The sequence below is a fragment of the Pseudomonas sp. GW822-FHT02G04 genome, from assembly GCF_058802085.1.
In genome coordinates this window covers 21,430-46,958 of sequence record NZ_JBXANU010000030.1, presented here as the reverse complement: position 1 = coordinate 46,958, position 25,529 = coordinate 21,430, and the positions used below count along the sequence as shown (strand labels likewise).

Genomic DNA, 25,529 nt, shown 5'->3' with positions numbered 1-25,529 from the left:
GGTCATGCGCGTTCTGATTATCGAAGACGAGGAAAAAACCGCGGATTATCTACACCGTGGTTTGACGGAACAGGGCTACACCGTGGACGTGGCCCGCGATGGCGTCGAAGGCCTGCACCTGGCGCTGGAAAGCGACTACGCGGTGATTGTCCTCGACGTCATGCTGCCGGGCCTCGACGGTTTCGGCGTGCTGCGGGCCTTGCGTGCGCGCAAGCAAACCCCGGTGATCATGCTCACCGCCCGCGAGCGGGTTGAAGACCGCATCAAAGGCCTGCGCGATGGCGCCGACGACTACCTCGGCAAACCGTTTTCCTTCCTCGAACTGGTGGCGCGCCTGCAAGCGCTGACCCGTCGCAGTGGTGGTCATGAACCAGTGCAGGTGAGCATCGCCGACCTGTGGATAGATTTGATCAGCCGCAAAGCCACCCGCGCTGGCACCCGTCTGGACCTGACCGCCAAGGAGTTTTCGCTGCTCAGCGTACTGGCGCGGCGACAAGGGGAAATCCTCTCGAAAACCGCCATCGCCGAGATGGTCTGGGACATCAATTTCGACAGCGACGCCAACGTGGTCGAAGTCGCGATCAAACGCCTGCGGGCCAAGCTCGATGGGCCGTTCGACGAGAAATTGCTGCACACGATTCGTGGCATGGGTTATGTGCTGGAGAGCCGTGGTGTCCAGTAATTCCATCGCGCTGCGCCTGAGCGGGATGTTTACGCTGGTGGCGCTGCTGGTGTTCCTGTTGATCGGCGGTGCGCTGTATCAACAGGTCGACAAGGGCTTGGGTCTGCTGCCCGAGGCAGAACTCGACGCCCGCTACAGCGTGCTCGAATCGGCGCTCAACCGTTACGGCACGCCCGAGCATTGGGTGAAGATCAACGCCAAACTCAAACTGCTGAGCGAAGAAGACAAGCGCATTCGCTTTTGGGTGGTCAGCGGCAATCCCGGTTATGAATATGGCCAAGCCGACGCGTCGATTCGCGCATTCGCCCAAGGCCCGTTGGGCATGCGCGACATGGTGTTGCCCGACCATCCGTACCCGCTGAAAGTGCTGCTAACCGAGTTGCCGGCCAAGGATCAGCGCCCGCCGCTGCGCTTCATGATCGGCATCGACACCGAAACCTTTTACGAGACGCAGCACCACTTGCTGATCGCCCTGATCAGCCTGGCGATCATTGGGGTATTGCTGGCCTCGCTACTCGGTTATTGGGTGGCGCGGATCGGCCTCAAACCGCTGATCAAGTTGTCGCAGGAAGCCCAGCGCCTGGCGCCACCACGGCTGTCCGGGCGCCTGCAATTGTCGCCATTGCCCCCTGAGCTCGATCAGTTCGTCAGCTCGTTCAACGCCACACTGGAACGGGTCGAACAGGCCTATTCGCGACTTGAATCGTTCAACGCCGACGTGGCCCATGAACTGCGCTCGCCGCTAACCAACCTGATCGGCCAGACCCAGGTTGCGCTGACACGCGGGCGTTCCGCCGAACACTATTTCGAAGTGCTGCAATCGAACCTCGAAGAGTTGGAGCGGCTGCGCTCGATCATCAACGACATGCTGTTCCTCGCCAGCGCCGACCAGGGCAGCAAGGCCACCCAACTGACGTCCACCTCACTGGCCGACGAAGTGGCGACGACGCTGGAATATCTGGATTTCATTCTTGAGGATGCACAGGTTCAGGTCGAGGTCAGTGGCGATGCGCAGGTGCGAATAGAGATCGCTCACCTGCGCCGGGCGTTGATCAACTTGCTGAGCAACGCGGTGCAGCACACAGCGCCAGGGCAAGTGATTCAGGTGCGGATCGAAGTCGAAGAGCACCAAGTCAGCATCGGCGTCGCCAACCCGGGATCGCCGATTGCCAGTGAGCATCTGCCGCGCCTGTTCGAACGCTTCTACCGGGTCGATGCGTCACGCAGTAACAGCGGCAACAACCATGGCCTGGGGTTGGCGATCGTCAAGGCGATTGCGCTGATGCATGGCGGGGATGTGTTTGTGCGCAGTGATCATGGGATGAATACCTTCGGGATTCACCTTCCAGTCTGACCCCCACTCCCTGTGGCGAGCGAGCTCGCGCTGGGCTGCGAAGCGGCCCCAAAAATACGACTACATTCAATCAGACAGACCACATACTCCGATTACGACTGCTGCGCAGCCGAGCGGGAGCAAGCTCCCTCGCCACAAAAAAAGCCAAACCACTTGCAACTGCGGACTGTTACTTTTACCGCAATAGTCCTTTATGCAATCCACTCTTTTTCCCCTCGCCCAAGCCCCTTATCGTTGTCCCATCAAACAGCACTTGCCAAGCAAGAAGGTTTAAAAGATGTCCAACCGTATGGGTATTGCCAGCGCTTTCATTTTGTCGTCCTTGTTCCTGTCTCCGTTCGCCATGGCTGAAGAGTCGCAGACATTCGTCGCACAAAATGCCGAACGCGCCAAAGCCTACGAACAGTATCAAAGCGAACTGACAGCCAAGGCCCAAGAGGCTGCGCAAACCCCTCAAGCGTCGAGCACTCAAGCCCAGCCACGGGTTGAGAAAGACAGCTGATCCATACGTATCGCTCTGTTTCCCTCGACACTGTTCATCGGCTCTTCCCTTTGAAAAGTTGTCTTCAAAGCCGCTGCTATCAGCGGCTTTTTTTCGTGGTGGTTTTAAACCCCTGCAGTTCGTCTTCCCTGACAACAAACATCCCGCACTTCAAAACAATGAAATAGTCAGTTGACCCAAGGAGCTTTACCGCACGTGCGTTTCCCTCTCAGATTCAGTCCGCTGTTCATTGCAATCGCTGCAACGATGGCCAACAACGCGCAGGCCGACGACGAATCCAGCCGCGAAGGCTTTGTCGATGGATCGAGCCTCAACCTCAATGCCCGCAACTACTACATGAACCGTAATCGCCTGCAAAAAGCCGATGACAACATCGAGTGGGGTCAGGGCTTTCTCGGCCGCTTCGAATCGGGTTTCACCCAGGGCACCGTCGGTTTCGGCGTTGATGCCCACGCGATGCTCGGGCTCAAGCTCGACGGCGGTGGCGGCACCGACGGGTCGAGCATCCTGCCGATCAGCGATGGCAACGGCAAGGCACCGGGCTCGTTTTCCACGGCTGGCGGCACCTTGAAAATGCGTGCATTCGATACTGAATTGAAGGCCGGCGACCTGTTCCTTGCCAACCCGGTGATCGCCGGCGGCGAAACCCGCATGCTGCCGCAGACCTTTCGCGGCGTCAGCCTGACCAACCACAGTTTCGACGGTTTCATGATCGAAGGCGGTCAGGCCAGCTTCACCAAACTCTACAACCAGAGCGGCCACACCCGCATCGGCACGTCCTATGGCAGCTTGGCCGATGGCGATGAAAGCCGGCATCTGAATTGGGCCGGCGTGGCCTGGAGCGGCCTGCCGGGCCTGACCAGCAGCCTGTATGCGGCGGAACTCAAGGACATCTGGAACCAGTACTACTACGACCTGGACTACACCTATTCGCTGAATGACTTGGTCAGCCTCAACCCGGGCCTGCACTTCTATCACACGCAAGACACCGGCGATGCACTGCTGGGCAACATCGACAACAACACCTACAGCCTGCATTTCACCATTGGCGTGGGCAATCACAGCGTCACCGCCGCCTATCAGCGGGTCAACGGCAACACGCCGTTCGATTACATCAGCCAGGGCGACAGCATTTATCTCGACAACTCCCAGCAGTATTCGGACTTCAACGGTCCGAATGAGCGCTCGTGGAAACTCAAGTACGCCTACGACTTTGCTGGCCTCGGAATGCCCGGCCTGACTTCGGCTGTGTCCTATTCCCGGGGTGAACTTGACCTGACCAAGGTCGATCCGGACAGCCGCGGTTACGCCTCTTGGTACAGCGCCGACGGCAAAAACGCCAGGCATTGGGAGCGAGACATCGATCTCAAGTACGTGGTCCAGGGCGGCAAGGCCAAAGACCTGGCGATGCGTCTGCAATGGGCGTCTAACCGTGGCGGCAATGGTTATGGGGCGCTGGATCAGGACACGGATGAATACCGGGTAATTGTCGATTACCCGCTGAATGTCTTCTAAGCTTCTATTAGCAAAAGGCCAGCATGTTTTGCTGGCCTTTTTTTTATCCGGGATTTATACAGACGCGCTGGACGCGACCGGTTTCTGGGACTCTGCCCGATTCTTGTAAAAGCACTTTCATAACGCCTTATTTGCAGAAGTCAGAACCATGAGTGTGAACAGTGCGAAATCCCGTGATCCGATCCGTTCGACACGGTCGGAGCGGCTTCTGGTTCTCAGTAGTGTGTTGTTGGTGATCGCAATACTGAGCATCGTCGCGTTCCTGCTGATCCGCGAACGCGCCAATGCCGAATCGTCCGCCGCTCGCGCCGCCAACAATATCGTGCAATTGATCGACGCCGACGTGCTGCGCAATGTCGAACTCTATGACGTGTCCCTGCTGGGTTTGATCGCGGCCTCCCAGCGTGAAGACCTCAAGAGCGTTTCCCCTGCCATCCGCCATCTGGCCTATTTCGACCGCGCCACTGCCGCGCCGTACAAGGGCAACATCTTGTTGCTCGACAACAAGGGCGACGTGATCGCCGACTCGGCCTCGGTGGAACCCAGAAAGAGCAACTTTGCCGATCGCGAATACTTCCAGTCCCACGTGAACAACCCGGACCCGGGCATGTTCATCAGTCGCCCCTTCAGGGCCAGGGCGCCGGAACAGGATTGGCGGATCAGTTTCAGCCGCCGGATGAACGGTCCCCAGGGCGAGTTCCTCGGTGTGGCCGAAGCCGCCATGCGTTTGAGTTACTTCGATCAGTTGTTCAACAGCTTGAGCATCGGTCGCGACAGTACGATCAATCTGATCAGCAAGGACGGGACTCTTCTGGCTCAGCAGCCACGTCTGGCCGAAGAGCTGATCGGCAAGAACTTCGGTAACCGCCCCAATTTTCAGCGCATCGTCAAAGAAGGCAACGGCAGCTTCACCAGCATGTCCGATCGATACCATGACAAGCGCTTGTACACTTTCTCCAAGGTCGGGAACTTGCCGTTGATCGTCATCGTTGCGCTGTCCAGCGATGAAGTCTTCGCGGCCTGGAAGCGCACTGCAGTGGTGGTCAGCTCTGCGACCATTGCTCTGTGCGTGAGCTTGCTGTGGCTGACCTGGTTGCTCTGCCGGGAACTGCGTCGACGCCAAAGTGCCGAGCAGGAACTGGCACAACTGGCCGCCACCGACCCCTTGACCGGTCTGGCCAATCGCCGAAGTCTGGATCAGGCCCTGCGCCATGAATGGTTCCGTGCCCAACGTTCCGGTCAGCCGTTGTCGCTGTTGATGATCGATGTCGATCACTTCAAGGGGTTCAACGATCGCCATGGCCATCAGGGCGGCGACGATGCCTTGCGCTCGGTGGCCAAGGTGGTCGGCATCCATATCCGACGGCCGGCGGACCTGGCCGCCCGGTACGGTGGCGAGGAGTTTTCGGTGATCCTGGCTGAAACCGACAGCGCCGGCGCGCAACAGATTGCCGATAAAATCCGTGCAGCGGTGGAACAGTTGCCGTTGGTTGGAAAGGATGAGTCGCCGATTACTGTCAGTATCGGTATCAGTACCTGGACGACGGCAACCGACATCAGCCTGGAACAGTTGCTGTTTTTGGCGGACAAGGCGTTGTATCAGGCCAAGGAAAACGGGCGGAACCGGGTGGTCGCCACGGGTTGATCGTTCCCACGCTCCGCGTGGGAATGCCTCCCCGGACGCTCCGCGTCCGCTTTGGCAGGAGGCGGAGCGTCCCGAGCTGCATTCCCACGCAGAGCGTGGGAATGATCATGCAGACATAAAAAAAGGCTACCCGAAGGTAGCCTTTAAAAAACTAGAGAGGTTTTTTGCTTACACGGCCGCAACAGGACGCATGTAAGAGATCGGTGCGGTGCTGGCGTCTTCGAACGTCACGACTTCCCAAGCATCTGTCTGCTCAATCAACTTGCGCAGCAGCTGGTTGTTCAATGCGTGTCCGGACTTGAAGCCCTTGAACTCACCAATCAGGCTATTGCCCAGCAGGTAGAGGTCACCAATCGCATCGAGGATCTTGTGCTTCACGAATTCGTCTTCATAGCGAAGACCGTCTTCGTTCAGTACACCATCCGCGTCGACCACAATTGCGTTTTCAACGCTGCCGCCGAGTGCGAGGTTGTGCTTGCGCAGGTACTCGATATCACTCATGAAACCAAAGGTACGTGCGCGGCTGACTTCTTTTACGAACGAAGTGCTGGAAAAATCCACGCTTGCACTTTGTGTGCGGTCACGGAAAACCGGGTGATCGAAATCGATCTCGAAGCTCACTTTGAAACCTTCGAAAGGGACGAAAGTGGCGCGCTTGTCGCCGTCTTCCACTGTCACTTCCCGCAGGATCCGGATGAACTTCTTGGCGGCGTCCTGCTCTTCCAGGCCGGCCGATTGAATCAGGAATACGAAGGGTCCAGCGCTACCATCCATGATCGGGACTTCGGACGCGGAGAGCTCGACGTAGGCGTTATCGATGCCCAGGCCAGCCATGGCCGAGAGCAGGTGCTCCACCGTGTCCACTTTGACGTCACCGTTAACAAGCGTGGTCGACATAGTGGTTTCGCCAACGTTTTCCGCGCGGGCAGGAATCTGCACCACAGGGTCGAGGTCAGCACGACAAAACACAATGCCGGTGTCGACAGGCGCTGGCTTGAGGGTCAGGTAGACCTTCTCCCCGGAGTGCAGGCCGACACCTGTGGCACGGATAATATTCTTCAGGGTGCGTTGTTTAATCATGGCATGGGCCGCTTCAGCGCAAATTGCGAACTGGTATCAACAAAGGCTGGCGATGATAGCAGACCAGACCTTTGCTGAACACCAATCACCCTAATACCCCTGATACATTTCATCAATCGGCCTGACGACGCAGGAAAGCCGGGATGTCCAGGTAGTCCAGATCATCTTGCGGGTTCATCTTCGCGGCAGTCGCAGCACCGGCCTGAGCCTGGTTGCGCATGACGGTCGGACGGTCCAGGTCACGGTAGTTCACCGCAGGCTGTTCCTGACGAACAGGGGCTTGTTGTTGTGGCTGGGAGGCCATCGAGGTGTGAACGGTATTGTCGATGACCTTTACAGGTTTCTCGATTTTAGCGCCCAGACCCGTGGCAACAACAGTCACGTGCAGCTCGTCGCGCATGTCCGGATCGATAACGGTACCGACCTTGACCATTGCGTGCTCGGAAGCGAAGGCTTCGATGATGCTACCCACGTCGGAGTACTCACCCAGAGACAGGTCAGGACCGGCGGTGATGTTCACCAGAATGCCGCGTGCACCTTGCAGGTTCACGTCTTCGAGCAGCGGGTTGCGGATGGCCGCTTCGGTAGCTTCACGTGCACGGTTCGGACCGCTGGCGCAGCCAGTGCCCATCATCGCCATGCCCATTTCGCTCATCACGGTACGTACGTCGGCGAAGTCGACGTTGATCATGCCCGGACGCTTGATGATGTCGGAGATACCGCGAACGGCACCGGCCAGTACATCGTCGGCCTTGGCGAAAGCCGACAAGAGGCTGGCGTCTTTACCGAGGATGGTCAGCAGCTTCTCGTTGGGAATGGTGATCAACGAGTCGACGCTTTCAGACAGCAGACGGATACCTTCGTCGGCGAGCTGCATGCGCTTGCGGCCTTCGAACGGGAACGGACGGGTCACTACCGCAACGGTGAGGATCCCCATTTCCTTGGCCACTTCAGCAATGATTGGCGCCGCGCCGGTACCAGTACCACCGCCCATGCCGGTGGTGATGAACACCATGTTGGTGCCCTGCAGGACTTCGGCAATGCGCTCACGGTCTTCGAGAGCGGCCTGACGACCTACTTCAGGGTTGGCGCCAGCGCCCAGACCTTTGGTCACGCTGGTGCCCAGTTGCAGGATGGTCCGCGCGCTGATGCTTTTCAGCGCCTGGGCATCAGTGTTGGCGCAGATGAATTCAACGCCTTCAATGTTGCTCTTGACCATGTGATTGACAGCGTTGCCGCCGCCACCGCCAACACCGATAACTTTAATTACCGGGCTTGCGGGGATGTTGTCTACGAGTTCGAACATTTTCCCTCTCCTTACGTTCTCTAGTTTTTTCGCCTACTGCTGTTTGAAGCGGTGTTGCGGTAAAGCTTTAGAAATTGCCTTGCACCCAGCTCTTGATGCGATCGAGCAGAGCGGCTTTCGGTTCGTCGTTGCTGTAGCTGTCGCGGCTGCCGATGCCCGAGAACGAAATCCCGTCGGACTGCTTCTGCAGGCCGTACATCAACAGGCCAACGCCGGTGGAATAGATCGGGTTGCGAACCACGTCGTCCAGGCCCTTGACGCCATGTGGCACGCCCAGGCGAACCGGCATGTGGAAGATCTCTTCGGCCAGTTCGACCGCGCCTTCCATCTTCGACGTACCGCCGGTCAGCACGATGCCGGCCGGGATCAGGTCTTCATAACCGCTGCGACGCAGTTCGGCCTGGATCAGGGTGAACAGCTCGTCGTAACGCGGCTCGACCACTTCGGCCAGGGCCTGGCGGGACAGTTCGCGCGGTGGACGGTCGCCGACACTCGGCACCTTGATGGTTTCGCCGGCACCGGCCAGTTTGGCCAGGGCGCAGGCGTAGCGAATCTTGATTTCTTCGGCGTACTGGGTCGGGGTGCGCAACGCCATGGCGATGTCGTTGGTCACTTGATCACCGGCAATCGGGATCACCGCGGTGTGACGGATCGCGCCTTCGGTGAAGATCGCAATGTCGGTGGTGCCGCCGCCGATGTCCACCAGGCACACGCCCAGTTCTTTCTCGTCGTCGGTCAACACCGAATACGCCGAAGCCAGCTGCTCGAGAATGATGTCGTCGATTTCCAGGCCGCAGCGGCGCACGCATTTTTCAATGTTCTGTGCGGCGTTGACGGCGCAGGTGACCACGTGAACCTTGGCTTCCAGACGCACGCCGGACATGCCCAAAGGCTCGCGAACGCCTTCCTGGTTATCGATCACGTAATCCTGCGGCAGGGTGTGCAGCACGCGCTGGTCAGCCGGGATTGCCACAGCCTGGGCGGCGTCGAGGACGCGTTCAAGGTCGGCGGAGCTGACTTCGCGATCACGAATCGCCACGATGCCGTGGGAGTTCAGGCTGCGGATGTGATTGCCGGCCACGCCGACGAACGCCGAGTGGATCCGGCAACCGGCCATCAGCTGCGCTTCTTCGATAGCGCGCTGGATCGACTGGACGGTGGACTCGATGTTCACCACTACGCCTTTTTTCAGGCCGCGGGACGGATGTGTACCGATCCCGACGATTTCGAGCGTGCCGTCGTCCGCGACCTCGCCGACCAGCGCCACCACCTTGGAGGTGCCGATATCGAGACCGACGATCATTTTGCCGCTTTGCACGTTTGCCATGGGTCCTGCCTCTTCTTAATTCTTTGCGACAGCGGGTTGGGCTGTCGTCGGCGCTACAGGTTCCCGCCAGCCAACGGCGAGGCCGTTGGCGTAGCGCAGATCGATGCGCGCAATGTTCGTAATCTGCTCTTTGAGCGTCTTGTCATAGATGGCAATGAAGCGGCGCATCTTTTCCACCAGGTTGCCGCGTCCCAGCAGCAGTTCGATTCCGGGACCGGCGCTGCCTGCGCCGGTGGTCAGGAACCAGCTGCCTCGTTCACGCAACTCCAGGCGTGCAATCGAGAAACCCAATGGCCTGAGCATCTGGCTCAGCACCTGGTATTGCTGCATTACTTGCTGCTGGGCCCGCTGGGGGCCGAACAGCTGTGGCAAGTGTTCGTAGTTCGCCAGCTCGCGCGGGGTGAACGCCTGCCCCTGGTTGTTCAACAGCGACTCATCGCCCCAACGGGCCACCGGCAGTTGTTCTTCCAGGCGAATCACGACCTGATCCGGCCACACCCTGCGCACTTCGGCGTGGGCAATCCATGGCATCTGTTCAAGCTCGGTGCGCATGCTCGCCAGGTCGATGGTGAAGAAGCTCGACGCCACGTACGGGGCGATCCGCTGCTGCACCGCTTGCTGGCTGATGTAACTCAAGTCGCCCTGCACAGCGATTTTTGTGATCGGCCGGTCGGCGTACGGCAACAAACGCTGTGCGCCTTCATAAGTACCGAACCCCAACGCCACCAGCAGCACGGGCCAGAACAGGCTTTTCAGAAAACCGAAGTTGGCTTTCGGCAGGCGCACGGACATCGGCTCTTTGGCCACCATTCGGCTGGCACCCCGCGGCACCGGCTTGCGGCCGGGTGGTGCGGAGGGCTGATGTCTCAGCTGTGCGCCTTGCATGGTCTTACCCTCGTGGCTCAATGCTTGCGGCCAGAATCGCCAGAACCAGTTGCTGGAAATCCAGGCCAGCGGCACGGGCCGCCATTGGCACCAGACTGTGATCGGTCATGCCCGGTGCGGTGTTGACTTCCAGGAACCAGAACTGCCCGTCGGCGTCCTGCATCACGTCTGCCCTGCCCCAACCGGCGATACCCAGCGCCTCACAGGCTCTGGCCGTGAGGTCCATGAGTTCCTTTTCTTTGTCGCTGTCCAGGCCGCACGGAATGCGGTACTGGGTATCGTTGGCGATGTACTTGGCGTCGTAGTCGTAGAAACTGTGCGTCGTGCCCAGGGCAATTGGTGGCAACACCTGGTCACGCAGGGTGGCGATGGTGAACTCCGGACCATGAATCCATTGCTCGACCAACACTTGCGAATCGTAGGTACTGGCCGCTTTCCACGCCTCGATCAACTCGGGCGCGGAAGTCACTTTGGCCATCCCGATACTGGAACCTTCATGGGCCGGTTTGACGATCAGCGGGAAGCCCAGTTCCGTGGCCGCCGAAATACAATCGGCCTCGGAGCGCAGTACCGCGTGGCGTGGCGTCGGAATGCCGAGGCTGTGCCAGACCTGCTTGGTGCGCAGTTTGTCCATGGCCAGGGCCGAGGCCAGAATGCCGCTGCCGGTGTACGGAATCCCTGCGCATTCGAGCAGGCCCTGCATGCTGCCGTCTTCACCGCCACGACCGTGGAGGATGATGAAGGCGCGGTCGATTTTTTCGTTCAGCAAGCGTTGCAGCAGATCATCGCCCACATCAATACCGAACGCGTCCACACCGGCGCTTTGCAGTGCATCGAGCACCGCGTTACCCGACTTCAGGGACACTTCACGCTCGGCACTCTTGCCGCCGAACAGCACGGCGACGCGACCGAAATCTTTCGGCGCGATAGTGGAGACGAGGTTGGCGTAAGCAGCAGTCATTTCAACTTCCCCTCTACCGGTGCGGCAACGGCCCCGGCGAACAACGGACTGTTCAACAGTTTGGGTGCGAGGCCGCCGATATCACCGGCGCCCTGGCACAGCAGAATGTCGCCGGCACGCAGCAGCGGCTTGACGATCGGCGCGAGGTCGATGCCGCGCTCGATGTAGATCGGGTCGAGCTGACCGCGCTGACGGATGCTGTTGCACAGCTTGCGGCTGTCGGCGCCCGGAATCGGCTCTTCGCCGGCCGGATAGACTTCCATCAGCAGCAGCACGTTGGCGTCGGCCAGCACATTGACGAAGTCGTCGTAAAGGTCGCGGGTGCGGCTGTAACGGTGCGGCTGGTAGACCATCACCAGACGACGCTCCGGCCAGCCACCGCGCACGGCTTTGATCACCGCCGCGACTTCGGTCGGGTGGTGACCGTAGTCGTCCACCAGCATCACGTTGCCGCCTTCGACCGGCAGTTCGCCGTACACCTGGAAGCGACGGCCAACACCCTGGAACCCGGACAGGCCCTGGACGATGGCCTCATCGCTGACGCCTTCGTCGGTGGCGATGCAAATGGTCGCCAGCGCGTTCAGCACGTTGTGGTTGCCCGGCATGTTCACCGAGACATCCAGCGGCTCGCGGTCAGGGCGCAGCACGGTGAAGAACGTCTGCATGCCTTGCTGGCGTACGTTGATGGCGCGTACGTCGGCGTCATCGCCGAAGCCGTAAGTGACCGTCGGACGCTTCACCAGCGGCAGGATTTCACGCACCACCGGATCGTCCAGGCACACCACCGCCAAACCGTAGAACGGCAGGTTGTGCAGGAACTCGACGAAGGTTTTCTTCAGCTTGTTGAAGTCACCGTCGTAGGTCGCCATGTGGTCGGCGTCGATGTTGGTGACCACGGCCACCAGCGGCTGCAAGTGCAGGAAGCTGGCATCGCTTTCGTCGGCTTCGGCGATCAGGTAGCGGCTGGTGCCAAGCTGAGCATTGGTGCCCGCGGCATTCAGACGGCCACCGATGACGAACGTCGGGTCCAGGCCACCGGCGGCGAACACCGAAGCGATCAGGCTGGTGGTGGTGGTTTTGCCGTGGGTACCGGCGACGGCAATGCCGTGGCGGTAACGCATCAGCTCGGCGAGCATCTCGGCACGCGGCACCACCGGAATCCGGCGTTCCAGCGCGGTCGCGACTTCCGGGTTGGACGTGTTGACGGCGCTCGACACCACCAGCACGTCGGCGGCTGCGGCGTTCTCGGCACGGTGGCCGATGAAAATATGCGCACCAAAAGATTCCAGGCGCTCGGTCACCGGCGAAGCTTTCAGGTCGGAACCGGACACTTGATAGCCCAGGTTCAGCAACACTTCGGCGATGCCGCACATGCCCACGCCGCCGATACCGACGAAGTGGATGCGACGGATGCGGCGCATTTCCGGTTGTGGCATGGCTTTCTTGTTCTCAACCATGGGCCACCTCAAGGCAAGTATCGACCACGTTACGAGTGGCATCGGGTTTGGCCAGGCGGCGTGCCGCGCTGGCCATGTCGTTGAGTCGTTGCGGTTGCATCAAGACCTCTGTCAGGCGAGCGGCAAGGTCCGCTGCGCCAGTCGTTCTTTGCGGCATCAGGAAGGCAGCGCCTTCACGGGCCAAATAATCAGCGTTGCGGGTCTGGTGATCGTCGATCGCGTGGGGCAAAGGCACCAGCATCGAGGGCAGACCGGCGGCCGCCAGTTCACTGATGGTCAGCGCGCCTGCGCGGCACACCACCAGGTCGGCCCAGCCATAGGCTTGGGCCATGTCTTTGATGAAAGGCTGCACTTGCGCCTCGACGCCAGCCGCGCGATAGCGCTCTGCAGTCACCTCATCGTGGTTTTTGCCGGCCTGATGGAACACGTCCGGGCGCAGGTCGGGGGCGACTTGCGACAGGGCTTCAGGCAGCAACTTGTTCAACGGCTCTGCGCCCAGGCTTCCGCCCAGGATCAGCAAACGCGCCTTGCGACCGGCCAGGGCAGGTCGCGGTGTTTCGAGGAACAGCTCGGTGCGCACCGGGTTACCGGTGGTCCGACGGCTGTCCGACAGGGTAAAGGTGTCGGGGAACGCTTCACAGACTCGGGCGGCCAACGGCACCAGCAACCGATTGGCGGTACCGGCCACGGCGTTCTGCTCGTGAACGATGACCGGTACGCCGGCCAGTCTGGCTGCAACGCCGCCGGGGCCGGTCACAAAACCACCAAAACCGACCACACAGACCGGCCGCAGCTGACGAATGATCGCCCGCGCCTGCCAGATCGACTTGAGCAACATGATCGGCGCCTTGAGCAGGGACAATTTGCCCTTGCCGCGCAAACCGCTGGCGTGGATCCGATGCAATTCAATACCGGCCGCCGGCACCAGATCGTTTTCGATCCCGCGGGGCGTGCCGAGCCAGTGCACGGTGTAGCCACGGGCCTGGAACTCGCGAGCACAGGAAAGTGCCGGGAACACATGCCCACCGGTGCCGCCAGCCATGATCAGTACGTTAGCGCCCATGGTTCGGCTCCTCGGCGAAGTCGCTCTCATGGAATTCCATCTCTTCGCTGCCCAGGTGGGTTCGACTCTCCCACTCGATACGCAGCAACAAGCCAAGACAGGCACAGCAGATCACCAACGAACTGCCGCCATAACTGAGGAATGGCAGGGTCAGACCTTTGGTCGGCAGCAGGCCGACGTTCACGCCGATGTTGATCAGGAACTGGCCGATCCACAGGAACGACAAGCCGTAAGCAACGTAGGCGGCAAAAAACTGTTTGGCTTTCTCGGCCCACAGGCCGATGTACATGCCCCGAATACAAACGAAGACAAACAGCGCCACCGTGCACAAGGAACCCACGGCACCCAGTTCTTCAGCCAGAACCGAAAACACGAAGTCGGTGTGGGCTTCCGGCAGGTAGAACTGTTTCTGCACGCTGTTGCCCAGGCCGACGCCCAGCCATTCGCCGCGACCAAAAGCGATCAATGCCTGGGAGAGCTGATAGCCGGCACCGAACTGGTCGGCCCACGGGTCAGCAAAGTTGGTCAGACGCGCCATTCGATACGGCTGCATCTGAATCAACAACACCACCGCCGCGACGGCCAGGACCACCATCAGGGAAAACCGGAACAGCCCGACCCCGCCGAGGAACAGCATCGCCGCAGCCGCCCCCATCATCACGACGGTGGCACCGAAGTCCGGTTCCATCAGCAACAGCCCTGCCATCGGCAGCAGCACGATGAACGGCTTGAAGAAGCCCATCCAGCTTTCACGCACTTCTTTCTGACGGCGCACCAGATAACCGGCGAGGTAGATCACCACGAATACCTTGGCGATCTCGGAAGGCTGAACGTTGAAGAAACTGAAACCGATCCAGCGCATCGAACCGTTCACTTCCCGGCCGATACCCGGGACGATCACCATCACCAGCAAGCCGAACGCACCAAGCAGCATCAGCCAGCCCAGGCGTTGCCAGGTGGCGATAGGAATCATCATGGTGACGATGCAGGCACCCAGGCCCAGCACAACGTAGATAAGGTGGCGAATCATGTAGTACAAGGCGCTGCCCGATTGCACCGCCCCCACCTCGGTCGATGCCGAGGCAATCATGATCAGCCCCAGGCCGAGCAGTGCCAGGCAACCAGCGAGCATCGGGAAATCGAGGTCGATACCGCGCCCGGTGATGAGCGGCGATGGATACGGCTTGATGATGTTTCTCAAGCTCATGCCAGATCCTCCACGGCGCGGACGAACTGGTGACCACGGTCTTCATAGTTCTTGAACATGTCGAAACTGGCGCAGGCCGGCGACAGCAGCACCGCGTCGCCCTTTTCGGCGATGGCGCGGCATTGCTCGACCGCTTCGATCAGCGAGCCGACGCGAATCAGTGGCACGGCATCGCCGATGGCTTCACCGATCTTGTCGGAATCACGACCCATCAAAATGACGGCGCGGCAGTTGGCCGCCACCGGATCACGCAAATCCTTGAATTCGGCGCCCTTGCCATCGCCACCGGCGATCAGCACAAGCTTGCCGTCGATGTCCGCCCCCAGGCCTTCGATGGCCGCCAGGGCTGCGCCGACGTTGGTGGCTTTGGAATCGTTGTAGTAGCTCACGCCATCAAGGTCGCGGACCCACTGGCAGCGATGCTCGAGCCCGGCGAATTTGCGCAGGGCTGAAAGCATGGCGTCGAATGGCAGGCCGACGGCATGGCCGAGCGCCAATGCCGCGAGGGCGTTGGACTGGTTATGCGCACCACGAACTTTCAACTCGCGTACCGGCATCAGGTTCTGGAATTCGAAGGCCAGGTATTTCTCGCCATCCTCTTCCCGAATGCCGAAGGCCTTGAAGTCGGGTTTGTTCAAACCGAAGGTCCAGCACGGCTGACCTTCACCCATCAGCGGACGGCTCAGGGCGTCGTGACGGTTGACCACAAACTGCCTGGCGCCCCGGAAGATCCGGTGCTTGGCCAGGTGATAGGCCGGCAGACCGCTGTAGCGATCCATGTGGTCTTCACTGACGTTCAGCACGGTCGCCACTTCAGCGTTGAGCTGATCGGTGGTTTCGAGCTGGAAGCTCGACAGCTCCATCACGTACAGCTCGACGTCGTCGCTGAGCAAATCCAGCGCCGGCGTGCCGAGGTTACCGCCGACGGCAACACGCTTGCCCGCCGCAGCCGCCATCTCGCCGACCAGGGTGGTGACGGTGCTTTTGGCGTTGGAACCGGTAATGGCGACAATCGGCGCTTTCGCGTTACGCGCGAACAGTTCGATGTCGCCGGACATTTTCACGCCACGGGCGGCGGCGGCCTGCAGGGCCGGGGTCGCCAGCGCCAGGCCGGGGCTCACGTAGAGCTCGTCGGCACGGCACAGGAATTCGACGTCCAGCTCGCCACAACGCACTTCCACGTGCGGATAGTCACGCTTGAGCGTGGCCAGTTCCGGTGGATTTTCCCGCGTATCGGCGACAGCAAACGACACGCCCCGGTTCGCCAGGAAGCAAACCAGGGACATGCCGCTCTTGCCGAGGCCGACAACGATGCGGAAGTGGTCAGAAGCGATCAGAGACACTCGTTCTACCTCAGCTTCAGGGTGGCAAGGCCGATCAACACGAGAATCACCGTGATGATCCAGAAACGGACGATCACACGCGGCTCGGGCCAGCCCTTGAGTTCAAAGTGGTGGTGAATCGGTGCCATGCGGAACACACGGCGACCGGTCAGCTTAAAGGAGGCAACCTGAATCACGACTGACAGGGTCTCCATCACGAACACACCGCCCATGATGAACAGGACGATTTCCTGACGGACGATCACCGCGATGGTGCCCAAGGCCGCGCCCAGCGCCAGCGCGCCGACGTCGCCCATGAAGACTTGTGCCGGATAAGTGTTGAACCAGAGGAAACCCAGGCCCGCACCAATCAACGCGCCGCAGAACACAATCAGCTCACCCGCACCCGGTACGTAAGGAATCAGCAGGTATTCGGCGAACTTCACGTTACCCGACAGGTAGCAGAAGATCCCCAGGCCGCCGCCGACCATCACGGTGGGCATGATCGCCAGACCGTCGAGGCCGTCGGTCAGGTTGACCGCGTTGCTTGAACCGACAATCACGAAATAGGTCAGGACGATGAAGCCTGCGCCCAGCGGAATGCTGTAGTCCTTGAGCATCGGCAGGATCAGGGTGGTTTCCACCGGCGTCGCGGCAGTCATATAAAGGAAGATCGCTGCGCCCAGGCCGAACACCGACTGCCAGAAATACTTCCAGCGGCTCGGAAGGCCGCGGGAGTTCTTCTCGATGACCTTGCGGTAGTCGTCAACCCAGCCGATGGCGCCGAACAGCAGGGTCACCAACAACACGACCCAAACGTAACGGTTGGCCAGGTCAGCCCACAGCAAGGTGCTGACGCCGATGGAGGAAAGAATCAGCGCGCCGCCCATGGTCGGGGTGCCCGACTTCGACAGGTGCGATTGCGGGCCGTCGTTGCGAACGGATTGACCGATCTGACGGTTCTGCAGAGTGCGGATCATCCACGGGCCATAGCACAGCGACAAGACCAACGCGGTCAGCACACCGAGGATCCCGCGCAGGGTCAGGTACTGAAAGACCGCGAAGCCTTTGTAGAACTGTTGCAGATACTCCGCTAGCAGCAGCAGCATTAATGTTTCTCCAGACTGGTCCCGCACAAAGCGGCAACGATGTTTTCCATCGCAGCGCTGCGCGAGCCCTTGATCAAAAAGGTAGTGTTTGTGTCCTGCTCGGCTTCCAGCGCCTTGATCAGTTCAGGCTGTGTGCTGAAGTGAAAGGCCTGCTCGCCGAAAGCGTTCACGGCGTGAGCCATCATTGGCCCGACGGCGTAAAGCGCGGAAACCTTGCCGCGGGCGTACTCGCCCACATCGCGGTGCCCCTGCTCTGCCCACGCGCCCAACTCGCCGATATCCCCGAGCACCAAAACGGTGCGGCCGGAAAAGCCGGCGAGTATATCAACGGCGGCGCACATAGAGGTGGGGTTCGCGTTGTATGTGTCATCGATTACGCGCATGCCGTTAGGCGCCAGTTGCGCGACGGTGCGGCCCTTTACCGGTTGCACTGCGCCAAGGCCGGCGGCGATACCAGGCAGCGACACACCCAAAGCATGGGCGGCAGCAGCGGCGGCCATGGCATTGGCGACGTTATGGGTGCCGAGCAGATTCAGCTGAACCCGCTCCACACCTTCAGGGCTGTGCAGGTTGAACGCCGGGCAACCGCGGGCATCGCGGTCCAGATCGCTGGCATGGAAGTCGGCGTTGATGTTGCTCAGGGCAAAGGTCAGCACTTTGCGACCGGCGGCACGGGTCTTCCAGATGTCGAAGGCCTTATCGTCGAGATTCAGCACGGCGATGCCATCGGCATCCAGCCCTTCGAGAATCTCGCCCTTGGCTTCGACGATTTTTTCCGGCCCGCCAAACTCGCCAACATGGGCGGTCCCGGCGTTGTTGATGATGGCCACGTGGGGCTTGGTCATGGCGACGGTGTAGGCAATCTCGCCAATGCGCGAAGCGCCGAGTTCGATCACGGCGGCGGTATGTTCCGGCGCCAGTTCGAGCAGGGTCAGCGGAGCGCCGAGGTCATTGTTCAGGTTGCCACGGGTCGCCAGCACCGGACCGCGCGTGCGCAGGATGCTCGCCAGCATTTCCTTGACCGTGGTCTTGCCGCTGGAACCGGTAACGGCCGCGACCGGCTGAGTGAACGCGGCACGGTTGATCGCGCCCAATTGGCCAAGGGCCTGGCGGGTGTCTTTAACCAGCAGTTGCGGCAGCGAGCTGTCGGCAACTTCGCGTTCGACCAGGGCAGCCACGGCGCCTTTGGCGGTGACGTCATTCAGGTAGTCATGGCCATCGAAACGCGGGCCGGCCAGAGCAATAAACAATTGGCCGGGCTTGATCGCCCGGCTGTCGATGCTGACGCCGTCGAAGCTGGCATCACCGGCAATCAAACGAGCATTCAGCACGCCGGTCAGTTCGCTCAGTTTCAAGACTTTAAGCATGGGCCACCTCCCACGCGGTCAGGGCATGATCGGCCTCGACCAGATCGGAGAAAGCGAGGCGTTCGCCATTGATTTCCTGATAGTCCTCATGACCTTTACCAGCCAGGACAATCACGTCATCCGCCGAAGCGCTGGCGATCAACTGGGCAATCGCCTGGCCACGACCGGCGATAAAGGTGACTTTATCCACAGCGGTGAAACCGGCGCGGATGTCGTCGAAAATCGCGGAGGGGTCTTCGGTGCGCGGGTTGTCGTCGGTGACCAGTACACCGTCGGCCAGACGCTCGACCACTTCAGCCATCAGCGGACGCTTGCCGCGATCGCGATCACCACCGCAACCGAACAGGCACAGCAAACGGCCTTTGGCATGAGGACGCAGGGCCATCAAGACTTTTTCCAGCGCATCCGGCGTGTGGGCGTAATCGACCACCACCAACGGCTGAGTGCCGCCGCCCAGACGCTGCATGCGACCGGCCGGGCCTTCGAGCTTCGGAAGCACGTTGAGGATTTCGTCCAGCGCATAGTCCAGACCGAGCAAGGCACCGACGGCGGCCAGCACGTTGCTCAGGTTGAAACGGCCAAGCAAGGTGCTGCGCAAATGGTGTTCGCCCTGGGGCGTGACCAGCGTGGCGCGCACGCCTTCGTCATTGAACTGTGCTTCGCGGCAATACAGGTAAGCGCTGGAGTCTTCCAGGCTGTAAGTGATCAGCCGCGACTCGCCTTCATCGGCCGCCAGTTGCCGGCCAAAATCGTCGTCGAGGTTGACCACCCGGCACTTCAGATCATTCCAGGCAAACAATCTGGCCTTGGTTTCGCCATAGGCCTGCATGGTGCCGTGGTAATCCAGATGATCGCGCGACAGGTTGGTCATCACCGCCACATCGAAGGCCAACGCGGTTACGCGGCCCTGATCCAGCCCATGGGAAGAGACTTCCATGGCCACGGCTTTGGCACCGGCCTTTTTCAGGTCGGCGAGGGTTGCTTGCAGCGCAATCGGGTTCGGCGTGGTGTGCAGGCCGCTTTCCAGCGCGCCGTAGAAACCGGAGCCCAGGGTGCCAACGATGCCGCAATGTTGACCGAGCAAGTCGAGGGCCTGCGCGACCAATTGGGTCACGCTGGTTTTACCGTTGGTGCCGGTCACGCCGATCAGGTTCAAGTGACGGCTCGGGTCGCCATAAAAGCGCCCGGCGATGTCCGACAGCTGCGCCGCCAGGCCTTTGACCGGAATCAGCGGCACGTCGGTAATCGGCAGCACGGTCGCGCCTTCGACTTCATAAGCCACGGCGGCAGCGCCACGCTGCAAGGCGTCGGCGATATGCGCACGACCGTCGAACTTGCCGCCAGGGACCGCAAGGAACAAATCACCTGCCCGTACGTTACGGCTGTCCAGCGCCAGTTCGCGGATCAATAGATCACGGCCGGCGTGGGCGAAAATCTTGTTCAGGCTCAGCGACATCAGCCGCGCCCTCCATTAGCTTTCAGCGGAACGACCGGTGCGGCGTTCGCTTGTTGAGTGGCTGGCAGGTTGTCCGGGGTGATGTTCATCAGGCGCAGCGTCCCGGACATCACTTTGCTGAACACCGGCGCCGATACCAGACCACCGAAGTAACCGGCCTTGGTCGGTTCATCGATCACCACCACGATCGCGTAACGCGGGTCGCTCATCGGGCCGAAACCGGCGAACAGCGAGCGGTAGGAGTTCTCGGCATAGCCTTTGGTTCCGACCGACGTTTTACGCGCAGTACCCGACTTGCCGCCCACGTGATACGCCGGCACCTGCGCACGGAATACGCCGCGCGGCGCTTCGATCACTTGTTGCAGCATCGTTTGCATGGTTTTCGCGACCGCTTCAGGCAGCACCTGAGTGGTTTGCGGCGCCTTGTCGGTTTTGATCAGGGTCAACGGTGCGAGACGACCATTGTTGGCCAGGGCCGAGAAGGCGTGGACCAGCTGGATCGCGGTCACGGAAATACCGTAGCCGTAGGACAGCGTGGCGGTTTCAGCCTTGCGCCATTCGCGGTAGTTCGGCAGGTTGCCGACGCGCTCGCCCGGGAAGCCCAGGCCGGTGTCCTGGCCGAGGCCGACTTTCTGTGCCAGACGGAAAATCGTTTCGCCGCCGATATCGAACGCGACCTTACTCATGCCGACGTTACTGGAATTGATCAGAATACCGGTCAGGTCGAGCACCGGACCTTCGGTCTTGGATACGTCCTTGATGGTGTATTTACCAATCTGCAAGCTGCCCGGGTACACCTCGACGGTGTCACTCGGTTTCCAGCGCCCGGTTTCGATCGCGGCGCTCATGGAAATCGCTTTCATGGTCGAACCCGGCTCGAATACGTCGATCATTGCGCGGTTGCGCATCATCGCCGGTTGCAGGTTGCGACGGTTATTCGGGTTATAGGTCGGTTGGTTGACCATGGCGAGAATCTCGCCGGTCTTCACGTCCATGATCACCAGGCTACCGGCCTTGGCGCCGTTCTCGATGATCGCGTTGCGTAGTTCGCGGTTGGCCAGGTATTGCAGGCGCAGGTCAATGGACAACGCCAAGGGCTTGCCGGCCTTGGCGTTTTTGGTGACCTGGACATCTTTGATCAACCGGCCGCGCCGGTCCTTGATGACCTGTCGCTTGCCGGGCACCCCGGCCAGCCATTCGTCGTAGGCCAGCTCGACGCCTTCGCGCCCGTGATCGTCGATGTCGGTAAAGCCGACCATGTGGGCAGTGACTTCACCGGCCGGGTAGAAACGCCGGAACTCTTCGATGCCATAGACGCCCGGCACTTTCAGATCGAGCACAGCCTGGCCCTGCTCGGGGGTCAGCCCGCGCACCAGGTAAATGAATTCTTTGTTGGCCTGGGCTTCGAGACGTTCGGCCAGGGCTTTGGGGTCCTGCCCCAGGGCAGCCGCCAGTGCCGGCCATTTCTCTTTGGCCAGCTGCATTTCCTTGGCGTTGGCCCACAGGGTGGTGACCGGGGTACTCACGGCCAACGGCTCGCCGTTACGGTCGGTGATCAGACCACGGTGAGCCGGAATCGGAATATGACGAACACTGCGCGCGTCGCCCTGACCTTTAAGGAAGTCACGGTCGACCACTTGCAGATCAATGATGCGCCAGGAAATCGCCGCCACCATGATGCCGAGCAAGCCCAGCACCAGACGGAACCGCCACGGGAAGAGTGCGCCTTCGAGTTTCATCATGGCGCCACCATCTGCACTTCAGCAGCGCCAGGAATGCGCATCTTCAGCTGCTCGGTCGCCAACACTTCGATACGGCTGTGGGCGGTCCAGGTGCTCTGTTCGAGAATCAACCGGCCCCACTCCGCCTGCGCCTTGTCGCGCACGCTCAATTCGTTGTACAGCGAGTTCAACAGCTGACGGTTCCAGTGGGCGCTATAGGACACGCCGATGGCCGACACGAGCACACCGATAAAGAGCAGCAGCATGAAAAAGCTTCCGCCGGGAAGTGGCTTGGCGAAAAGCTTGCTCACCGCAGCTTCTCCGCGACGCGCATGATGGCGCTACGGGAACGTGGGTTGGCTTTGAGTTCGGCCTCGGAGGCGGACTGCGCTTTGCCATGGACTTTGATTTTTGGTTCGAAGGCAACGTGACGGACCGGCAGGTTGCGCGGCAGGTTATCAGCCTCGCCTTTCACCAGTTTACGCATGAACAGTTTGACGATGCGGTCTTCCAGCGAGTGGAAGCTGATCACTACCAGACGACCGCCGACTTCCAGGCACTCCAGCGCGGCTTCGAGACCGGTTTCCAGATCGCCCAGTTCGTTGTTGACGTGAATACGCAGACCCTGGAATGCACGGGTAGCCGGGTTCTTGCCCTTTTCCCATGCAGGGTTGGCGACTTTCAGCACTTCCGCCAGATCGGCAGTGCGCTCGAATGGCTTGATGTCGCGACGTTCGGCCACGGCACGCGCCATGCGGCCGGAGAAACGTTCTTCGCCGTACTCCTTGAACACCCGGGCGATTTCTTCCACCGGCGCGTTGTTGACAAACTCGGCGGCGCTGATCCCGCGGGACGGGTCCATGCGCATGTCCAACGGGCCGTCGTTGAGAAAACTGAAGCCGCGCTCAGGGTCGTCAAGCTGCGGCGAAGACACGCCCAGGTCAAGCAGAACACCGCTGACCTTGCCGGCCAGACCGCGTTCGGCGACTTCCGAACCGAGCTCGGCAAAGCTGCGCTGTACAACGACAAAGCGGCCGTCTTCGGCCGCTAGCGTTTGCCCGGTGGCAATCGCTTGAGGATCTTTGTCGAACCCGAGCAACCGACCATCGGGCCCGAGCTTGCTGAGGATCAACCGGCTATGTCCGCCGCGTCCGAACGTGCCGTCCAGATAGCAGCCATCAGGACGTACGGCGAGAGCCTCGACGGCTTCGTCAAGCAGTACGGTGATGTGGTTAAAGCCGCTATCAATAGTCACAGGATCAAATCACGCAGTTCATCAGGCATGGCGCCCGGTTGTTGAATAGCAGCCAGGTCAGCGGCAGAAACCGCATTCCAGGCATCCTCGTCCCACAATTGGAACTTGTTCAGTTGGCCTACCAACATCGCGCGCTTATCCAACTTGGCATATTCGCGAAGACGCGGCGGAACCAGAAAACGACCACTGCCATCGAGCTCGAGGTCGACGGCATTACCAATCAGTAAACGTTGCAGGCGGCGGTTTTCTTCGCGAAGCGAAGGCAGTGCGCGCAGTTTGGTTTCGATAATTTCCCACTCATCGAGGGGATAAACACACAAACACGGATCAACGGCATCGATGGTGACGATTAATTGACCGGAACTACGCGAAACGAGCTCGTCACGGTACCGGCTCGGCATGGCGAGACGGCCCTTTGCATCGAGACTGATAGCGTTAGCTCCGCGAAACACGTCAGCGTTTCTCCAAATATTAGCGTTTTGCGCTCAAAAAACCCACTTCATGCCACTTTCCGCCACTTGCGCACACTATAGGAATGCGCCCACCACACCGTCAAGGCGCGGATAGAAGGAAAAGCCTTACAGAACGGAGATTTAGGAGCGTAAAAGGAGGGGGAACGAGAATCTGACGAGTGAATTTGTTCAATAACTTGAGTCAGCACAGAAGGCTGCACTCAGAAATTAAAGTAGTTTGTTAAGAGTAAGATTTTTTCGGTATTACAAAAGCGCTTCTGCTATTGATTCAGCAGGGAGGGAAATTGCCATTACGCATATCGCTGCCAATGATTGAAGCAGAGAAGAAAAAAGGTGGAGAGTCGATCTGTAAGCCGGGTTCTGTCTTGAACAGTCATTCGTCTACGATGGCCATCACTGGACATCTTTAGCAACCTACCCGGTCCCAGCGCGGGCCACGCCTTGGGACCCTATTTGGTCTTGCTCCAAGTGGGGTTTACCTAGCCACGAACTGTTGCCAGACGTGCGGTGCGCTCTTACCGCACCTTTTCACCCTTACCGGCACCGAAGCGCTTAGGCGGTTATTTTCTGTGGCACTTTCCGTAGGCTCACGCCTCCCAGGCATTACCTGGCACTTCGCCCTATGGAGCCCGGACTTTCCTCCCCCCCCTAATTTTCATAGAGGGCAGCGACTGTCCGATCGACTCTCCGCCGCGAAGGTTAACGGCAGAGCGGCCGAAGAACAAGCTCTAAAAGCCTCTGGCCGGCGCTGCGCGTCGCTTTTTTACTCGCCCTTCTGCTTATCCAGCGCAACCTGATAGAGCACATTCTTGCGCTCGCCGGTAATTTGCGCCGCCAATGCCGCCGCACGCTTGAGCGGCATCTCTTCAAGAAGCAGGTTGAGAACACGCATGGCTTCGCTGCTGACAGCGTCCTCAGTCTCGGGAGCAGACCAGCCGGCCACCAGCACTACGCACTCGCCGCGCTGCTGGTTACTGTCCGATTCGACGAACTCACGCAACTCGGCCAGCGGCAAGCCTTTAAGGGTTTCGAAGGTCTTGGTCAGCTCACGCGCCAGCAATGCCGGACGATCGGCGCCGAATACCAGCTCCATGTCTTGCAGGCATTCAAGGATGCGGTGTGGAGCTTCATAAAAAATCAGCGTGCGCGGCTCTTCTTTTATCAGTTCCAGGCGAGCGCGCCGGCCGACAGCCTTGGCCGGTAGAAACCCTTCGAAGATGAAACGGTCCGATGGCAGCCCCGCCGCCGAGAGTGCCGCAATCAATGCACAGGCACCCGGAACCGGCACCACATTAATCCCTGCGGCACGGGCCTGACGCACCAGGTGATAACCCGGATCGGAAATCAGCGGCGTCCCGGCATCGGAGATTAATGCCACATCGTCGCCAGCGAGCAAGCGAGTGATAAAGCGGCTACCTTCATCCCGTTCGTTGTGTTCATGGCAGGCCGCCAGCGGTGTGGGGATGCCGAAGTGCTGCATCAATCGCTGGGAATGGCGAGTGTCTTCAGCAGCAATCAACGAAACCTCGCGCAGGATCTTCAGCGCACGCGCACTGATGTCGTCCAGGTTGCCGATGGGCGTCGCCACCACATAAAGCGAGCCAGCAGCGGAATTCAAAGCACCTGGAGCAGTCAAAGCGCACACCTCATGATCGGTAAAAGCCGCCATTGTAGCGCGTAGCGACATTCGCGATACCTGCAAGCAACCCTCGGTTTTCCAGCCTTTTGTGCAGTGCCGCAACATTTGCACGAGCTAAATTGATCGATTCACGCCAGTAACATCGCGCCCCGGCCAGCGCTTGGGTACAATTCCACGCTTATTTGATCGAGTATCAGGAACAC

General features: G+C 60.1%; 22 protein-coding genes and 1 other RNA gene. 5 read left to right on the top strand and 18 right to left on the bottom strand.

All coding sequences use genetic code 11. The annotated features are described in order from the left end of the window. Positions 1-4 precede the first annotated feature (4 nt). From AC1RO5_RS26600 to AC1RO5_RS26580, 5 genes are all read left to right on the top strand, one after another. A complete protein-coding gene (locus AC1RO5_RS26600) occupies positions 5-682 on the top strand; it encodes a heavy metal response regulator transcription factor (RefSeq protein ID WP_007943491.1) in 678 nt (225 codons plus the stop codon). After that, positions 672-2,036, top strand: a complete 1,365-nt coding sequence (locus AC1RO5_RS26595; RefSeq protein WP_493178540.1) for a heavy metal sensor histidine kinase — start codon at positions 672-674, stop codon at positions 2,034-2,036. The genes AC1RO5_RS26600 and AC1RO5_RS26595 overlap by 11 nt, the downstream gene beginning before the upstream one ends. A gap of 277 nt (positions 2,037-2,313) precedes the next feature. Next, positions 2,314-2,538, top strand: coding sequence for a hypothetical protein (locus AC1RO5_RS26590; RefSeq protein ID WP_493178538.1), 225 nt, complete (start codon positions 2,314-2,316; stop codon positions 2,536-2,538). Positions 2,539-2,733: 195 nt separating this feature from the next. Continuing rightward, the gene (locus AC1RO5_RS26585; RefSeq protein WP_493178537.1) at positions 2,734-4,053 is read left to right on the top strand and encodes an OprD family porin; all 1,320 of its coding nucleotides are present in this window, start codon (positions 2,734-2,736) and stop codon (positions 4,051-4,053) included. Positions 4,054-4,201: 148 nt separating this feature from the next. Next, complete coding sequence (locus AC1RO5_RS26580; RefSeq protein ID WP_493178536.1) at positions 4,202-5,698, top strand: sensor domain-containing diguanylate cyclase; 1,497 nt, start codon at positions 4,202-4,204, stop codon at positions 5,696-5,698. A 168-nt stretch (positions 5,699-5,866) separates the two neighbouring features. Here AC1RO5_RS26580 and lpxC read toward each other — a convergent pair whose 3' ends face one another. The 18 genes from lpxC to rsmI all read right to left on the bottom strand — a co-directional run bounded on the left by lpxC (position 5,867) and on the right by rsmI (position 25,356). Continuing rightward, complete coding sequence (gene lpxC, locus AC1RO5_RS26575; RefSeq protein ID WP_007939852.1) at positions 5,867-6,778, bottom strand: UDP-3-O-acyl-N-acetylglucosamine deacetylase; 912 nt, start codon at positions 6,776-6,778, stop codon at positions 5,867-5,869. Between the two features lie 112 nt (positions 6,779-6,890). Then, entirely contained in the window at positions 6,891-8,084 is a 1,194-nt protein-coding gene (gene ftsZ, locus AC1RO5_RS26570; protein WP_007939850.1) for a cell division protein FtsZ, read from the bottom strand. 67 nt (positions 8,085-8,151) lie between these two features. Beyond that, on the bottom strand, positions 8,152-9,411 hold the full coding sequence (ftsA, locus tag AC1RO5_RS26565; RefSeq protein WP_007939849.1) for a cell division protein FtsA: 1,260 nt from the start codon (positions 9,409-9,411) through the stop codon (positions 8,152-8,154). A 15-nt stretch (positions 9,412-9,426) separates the two neighbouring features. After that, complete coding sequence (locus AC1RO5_RS26560) at positions 9,427-10,296, bottom strand: cell division protein FtsQ/DivIB (RefSeq protein WP_007939848.1); 870 nt, start codon at positions 10,294-10,296, stop codon at positions 9,427-9,429. Between the two features lie 4 nt (positions 10,297-10,300). Beyond that, entirely contained in the window at positions 10,301-11,257 is a 957-nt protein-coding gene (locus AC1RO5_RS26555; protein ID WP_493178534.1) for a D-alanine--D-alanine ligase, read from the bottom strand. Continuing rightward, on the bottom strand, positions 11,254-12,714 hold the full coding sequence (murC, locus tag AC1RO5_RS26550; RefSeq protein ID WP_018930135.1) for a UDP-N-acetylmuramate--L-alanine ligase: 1,461 nt from the start codon (positions 12,712-12,714) through the stop codon (positions 11,254-11,256). The genes AC1RO5_RS26555 and murC overlap by 4 nt, the downstream gene beginning before the upstream one ends. Then, entirely contained in the window at positions 12,707-13,777 is a 1,071-nt protein-coding gene (gene murG, locus AC1RO5_RS26545; protein ID WP_493178532.1) for an undecaprenyldiphospho-muramoylpentapeptide beta-N-acetylglucosaminyltransferase, read from the bottom strand. The genes murC and murG overlap by 8 nt, the downstream gene beginning before the upstream one ends. Next, positions 13,767-14,984, bottom strand: a complete 1,218-nt coding sequence (gene ftsW, locus AC1RO5_RS26540; protein WP_007939843.1) for a putative lipid II flippase FtsW — start codon at positions 14,982-14,984, stop codon at positions 13,767-13,769. Before ftsW ends, murG begins: the two co-directional genes overlap by 11 nt. Continuing rightward, positions 14,981-16,327 carry a UDP-N-acetylmuramoyl-L-alanine--D-glutamate ligase gene (murD, locus tag AC1RO5_RS26535; protein WP_493178531.1) on the bottom strand — a complete coding sequence of 449 codons (1,347 nt, stop codon included), beginning with the start codon at positions 16,325-16,327 and terminating at the stop codon, positions 14,981-14,983. Before murD ends, ftsW begins: the two co-directional genes overlap by 4 nt. 5 nt (positions 16,328-16,332) lie before the next feature. Then, positions 16,333-17,415, bottom strand: a complete 1,083-nt coding sequence (gene mraY, locus AC1RO5_RS26530; RefSeq protein ID WP_007939841.1) for a phospho-N-acetylmuramoyl-pentapeptide-transferase — start codon at positions 17,413-17,415, stop codon at positions 16,333-16,335. Next, positions 17,415-18,782, bottom strand: coding sequence for a UDP-N-acetylmuramoyl-tripeptide--D-alanyl-D-alanine ligase (locus tag AC1RO5_RS26525; protein ID WP_493178530.1), 1,368 nt, complete (start codon positions 18,780-18,782; stop codon positions 17,415-17,417). The genes mraY and AC1RO5_RS26525 overlap by 1 nt, the downstream gene beginning before the upstream one ends. Beyond that, positions 18,775-20,238, bottom strand: a complete 1,464-nt coding sequence (locus tag AC1RO5_RS26520; RefSeq protein WP_493178529.1) for a UDP-N-acetylmuramoyl-L-alanyl-D-glutamate--2,6-diaminopimelate ligase — start codon at positions 20,236-20,238, stop codon at positions 18,775-18,777. Before AC1RO5_RS26520 ends, AC1RO5_RS26525 begins: the two co-directional genes overlap by 8 nt. Further along, positions 20,238-21,977 carry a peptidoglycan D,D-transpeptidase FtsI family protein gene (locus AC1RO5_RS26515; protein ID WP_493178588.1) on the bottom strand — a complete coding sequence of 580 codons (1,740 nt, stop codon included), beginning with the start codon at positions 21,975-21,977 and terminating at the stop codon, positions 20,238-20,240. Before AC1RO5_RS26515 ends, AC1RO5_RS26520 begins: the two co-directional genes overlap by 1 nt. After that, a complete protein-coding gene (gene ftsL / locus AC1RO5_RS26510; protein ID WP_003205353.1) occupies positions 21,977-22,270 on the bottom strand; it encodes a cell division protein FtsL in 294 nt (97 codons plus the stop codon). The genes AC1RO5_RS26515 and ftsL overlap by 1 nt, the downstream gene beginning before the upstream one ends. Then, positions 22,267-23,214, bottom strand: coding sequence for a 16S rRNA (cytosine(1402)-N(4))-methyltransferase RsmH (gene rsmH, locus AC1RO5_RS26505; protein ID WP_493178528.1), 948 nt, complete (start codon positions 23,212-23,214; stop codon positions 22,267-22,269). The genes ftsL and rsmH overlap by 4 nt, the downstream gene beginning before the upstream one ends. Continuing rightward, positions 23,211-23,666, bottom strand: a complete 456-nt coding sequence (gene mraZ, locus AC1RO5_RS26500) for a division/cell wall cluster transcriptional repressor MraZ (RefSeq protein WP_003205355.1) — start codon at positions 23,664-23,666, stop codon at positions 23,211-23,213. Before mraZ ends, rsmH begins: the two co-directional genes overlap by 4 nt. A gap of 354 nt (positions 23,667-24,020) precedes the next feature. Then, positions 24,021-24,374: RNase P RNA component class A (gene rnpB, locus AC1RO5_RS26495), an RNA gene on the bottom strand. Positions 24,375-24,450: 76 nt separating this feature from the next. Then, a complete protein-coding gene (gene rsmI, locus AC1RO5_RS26490) occupies positions 24,451-25,356 on the bottom strand; it encodes a 16S rRNA (cytidine(1402)-2'-O)-methyltransferase (protein ID WP_493178587.1) in 906 nt (301 codons plus the stop codon). Positions 25,357-25,529: the final 173 nt, after the last annotated feature.

Excerpts from the sequence above, each read along its gene's own strand:
- AC1RO5_RS26520 (WP_493178529.1), bottom strand. The coding sequence starts at position 20,238 with ATGTCGCTGAGCCTGAACAAGATTTTCGCCCACGCCGGCCGTGATCTA.
- ftsW (WP_007939843.1), bottom strand. The coding sequence starts at position 14,984 with ATGAGCTTGAGAAACATCATCAAGCCGTATCCATCGCCGCTCATCACC.
- ftsA (WP_007939849.1), bottom strand. The coding sequence starts at position 9,411 with ATGGCAAACGTGCAAAGCGGCAAAATGATCGTCGGTCTCGATATCGGC.
- AC1RO5_RS26525 (WP_493178530.1), bottom strand. The coding sequence starts at position 18,782 with ATGCTTAAAGTCTTGAAACTGAGCGAACTGACCGGCGTGCTGAATGCT.
- murC (WP_018930135.1), bottom strand. The coding sequence starts at position 12,714 with ATGGTTGAGAACAAGAAAGCCATGCCACAACCGGAAATGCGCCGCATC.
- AC1RO5_RS26560 (WP_007939848.1), bottom strand. The coding sequence starts at position 10,296 with ATGCAAGGCGCACAGCTGAGACATCAGCCCTCCGCACCACCCGGCCGC.
- ftsZ (WP_007939850.1), bottom strand. The coding sequence starts at position 8,084 with ATGTTCGAACTCGTAGACAACATCCCCGCAAGCCCGGTAATTAAAGTT.
- mraY (WP_007939841.1), bottom strand. The coding sequence starts at position 17,415 with ATGCTGCTGCTGCTAGCGGAGTATCTGCAACAGTTCTACAAAGGCTTC.
- rsmI (WP_493178587.1), bottom strand. The coding sequence starts at position 25,356 with ATGGCGGCTTTTACCGATCATGAGGTGTGCGCTTTGACTGCTCCAGGT.
- murG (WP_493178532.1), bottom strand. The coding sequence starts at position 13,777 with ATGGGCGCTAACGTACTGATCATGGCTGGCGGCACCGGTGGGCATGTG.
- lpxC (WP_007939852.1), bottom strand. The coding sequence starts at position 6,778 with ATGATTAAACAACGCACCCTGAAGAATATTATCCGTGCCACAGGTGTC.
- AC1RO5_RS26515 (WP_493178588.1), bottom strand. The coding sequence starts at position 21,977 with ATGAAACTCGAAGGCGCACTCTTCCCGTGGCGGTTCCGTCTGGTGCTG.
- AC1RO5_RS26600 (WP_007943491.1), top strand. The coding sequence starts at position 5 with ATGCGCGTTCTGATTATCGAAGACGAGGAAAAAACCGCGGATTATCTA.
- AC1RO5_RS26555 (WP_493178534.1), bottom strand. The coding sequence starts at position 11,257 with ATGACTGCTGCTTACGCCAACCTCGTCTCCACTATCGCGCCGAAAGAT.
- AC1RO5_RS26580 (WP_493178536.1), top strand. The coding sequence starts at position 4,202 with ATGAGTGTGAACAGTGCGAAATCCCGTGATCCGATCCGTTCGACACGG.
- AC1RO5_RS26590 (WP_493178538.1), top strand. The coding sequence starts at position 2,314 with ATGTCCAACCGTATGGGTATTGCCAGCGCTTTCATTTTGTCGTCCTTG.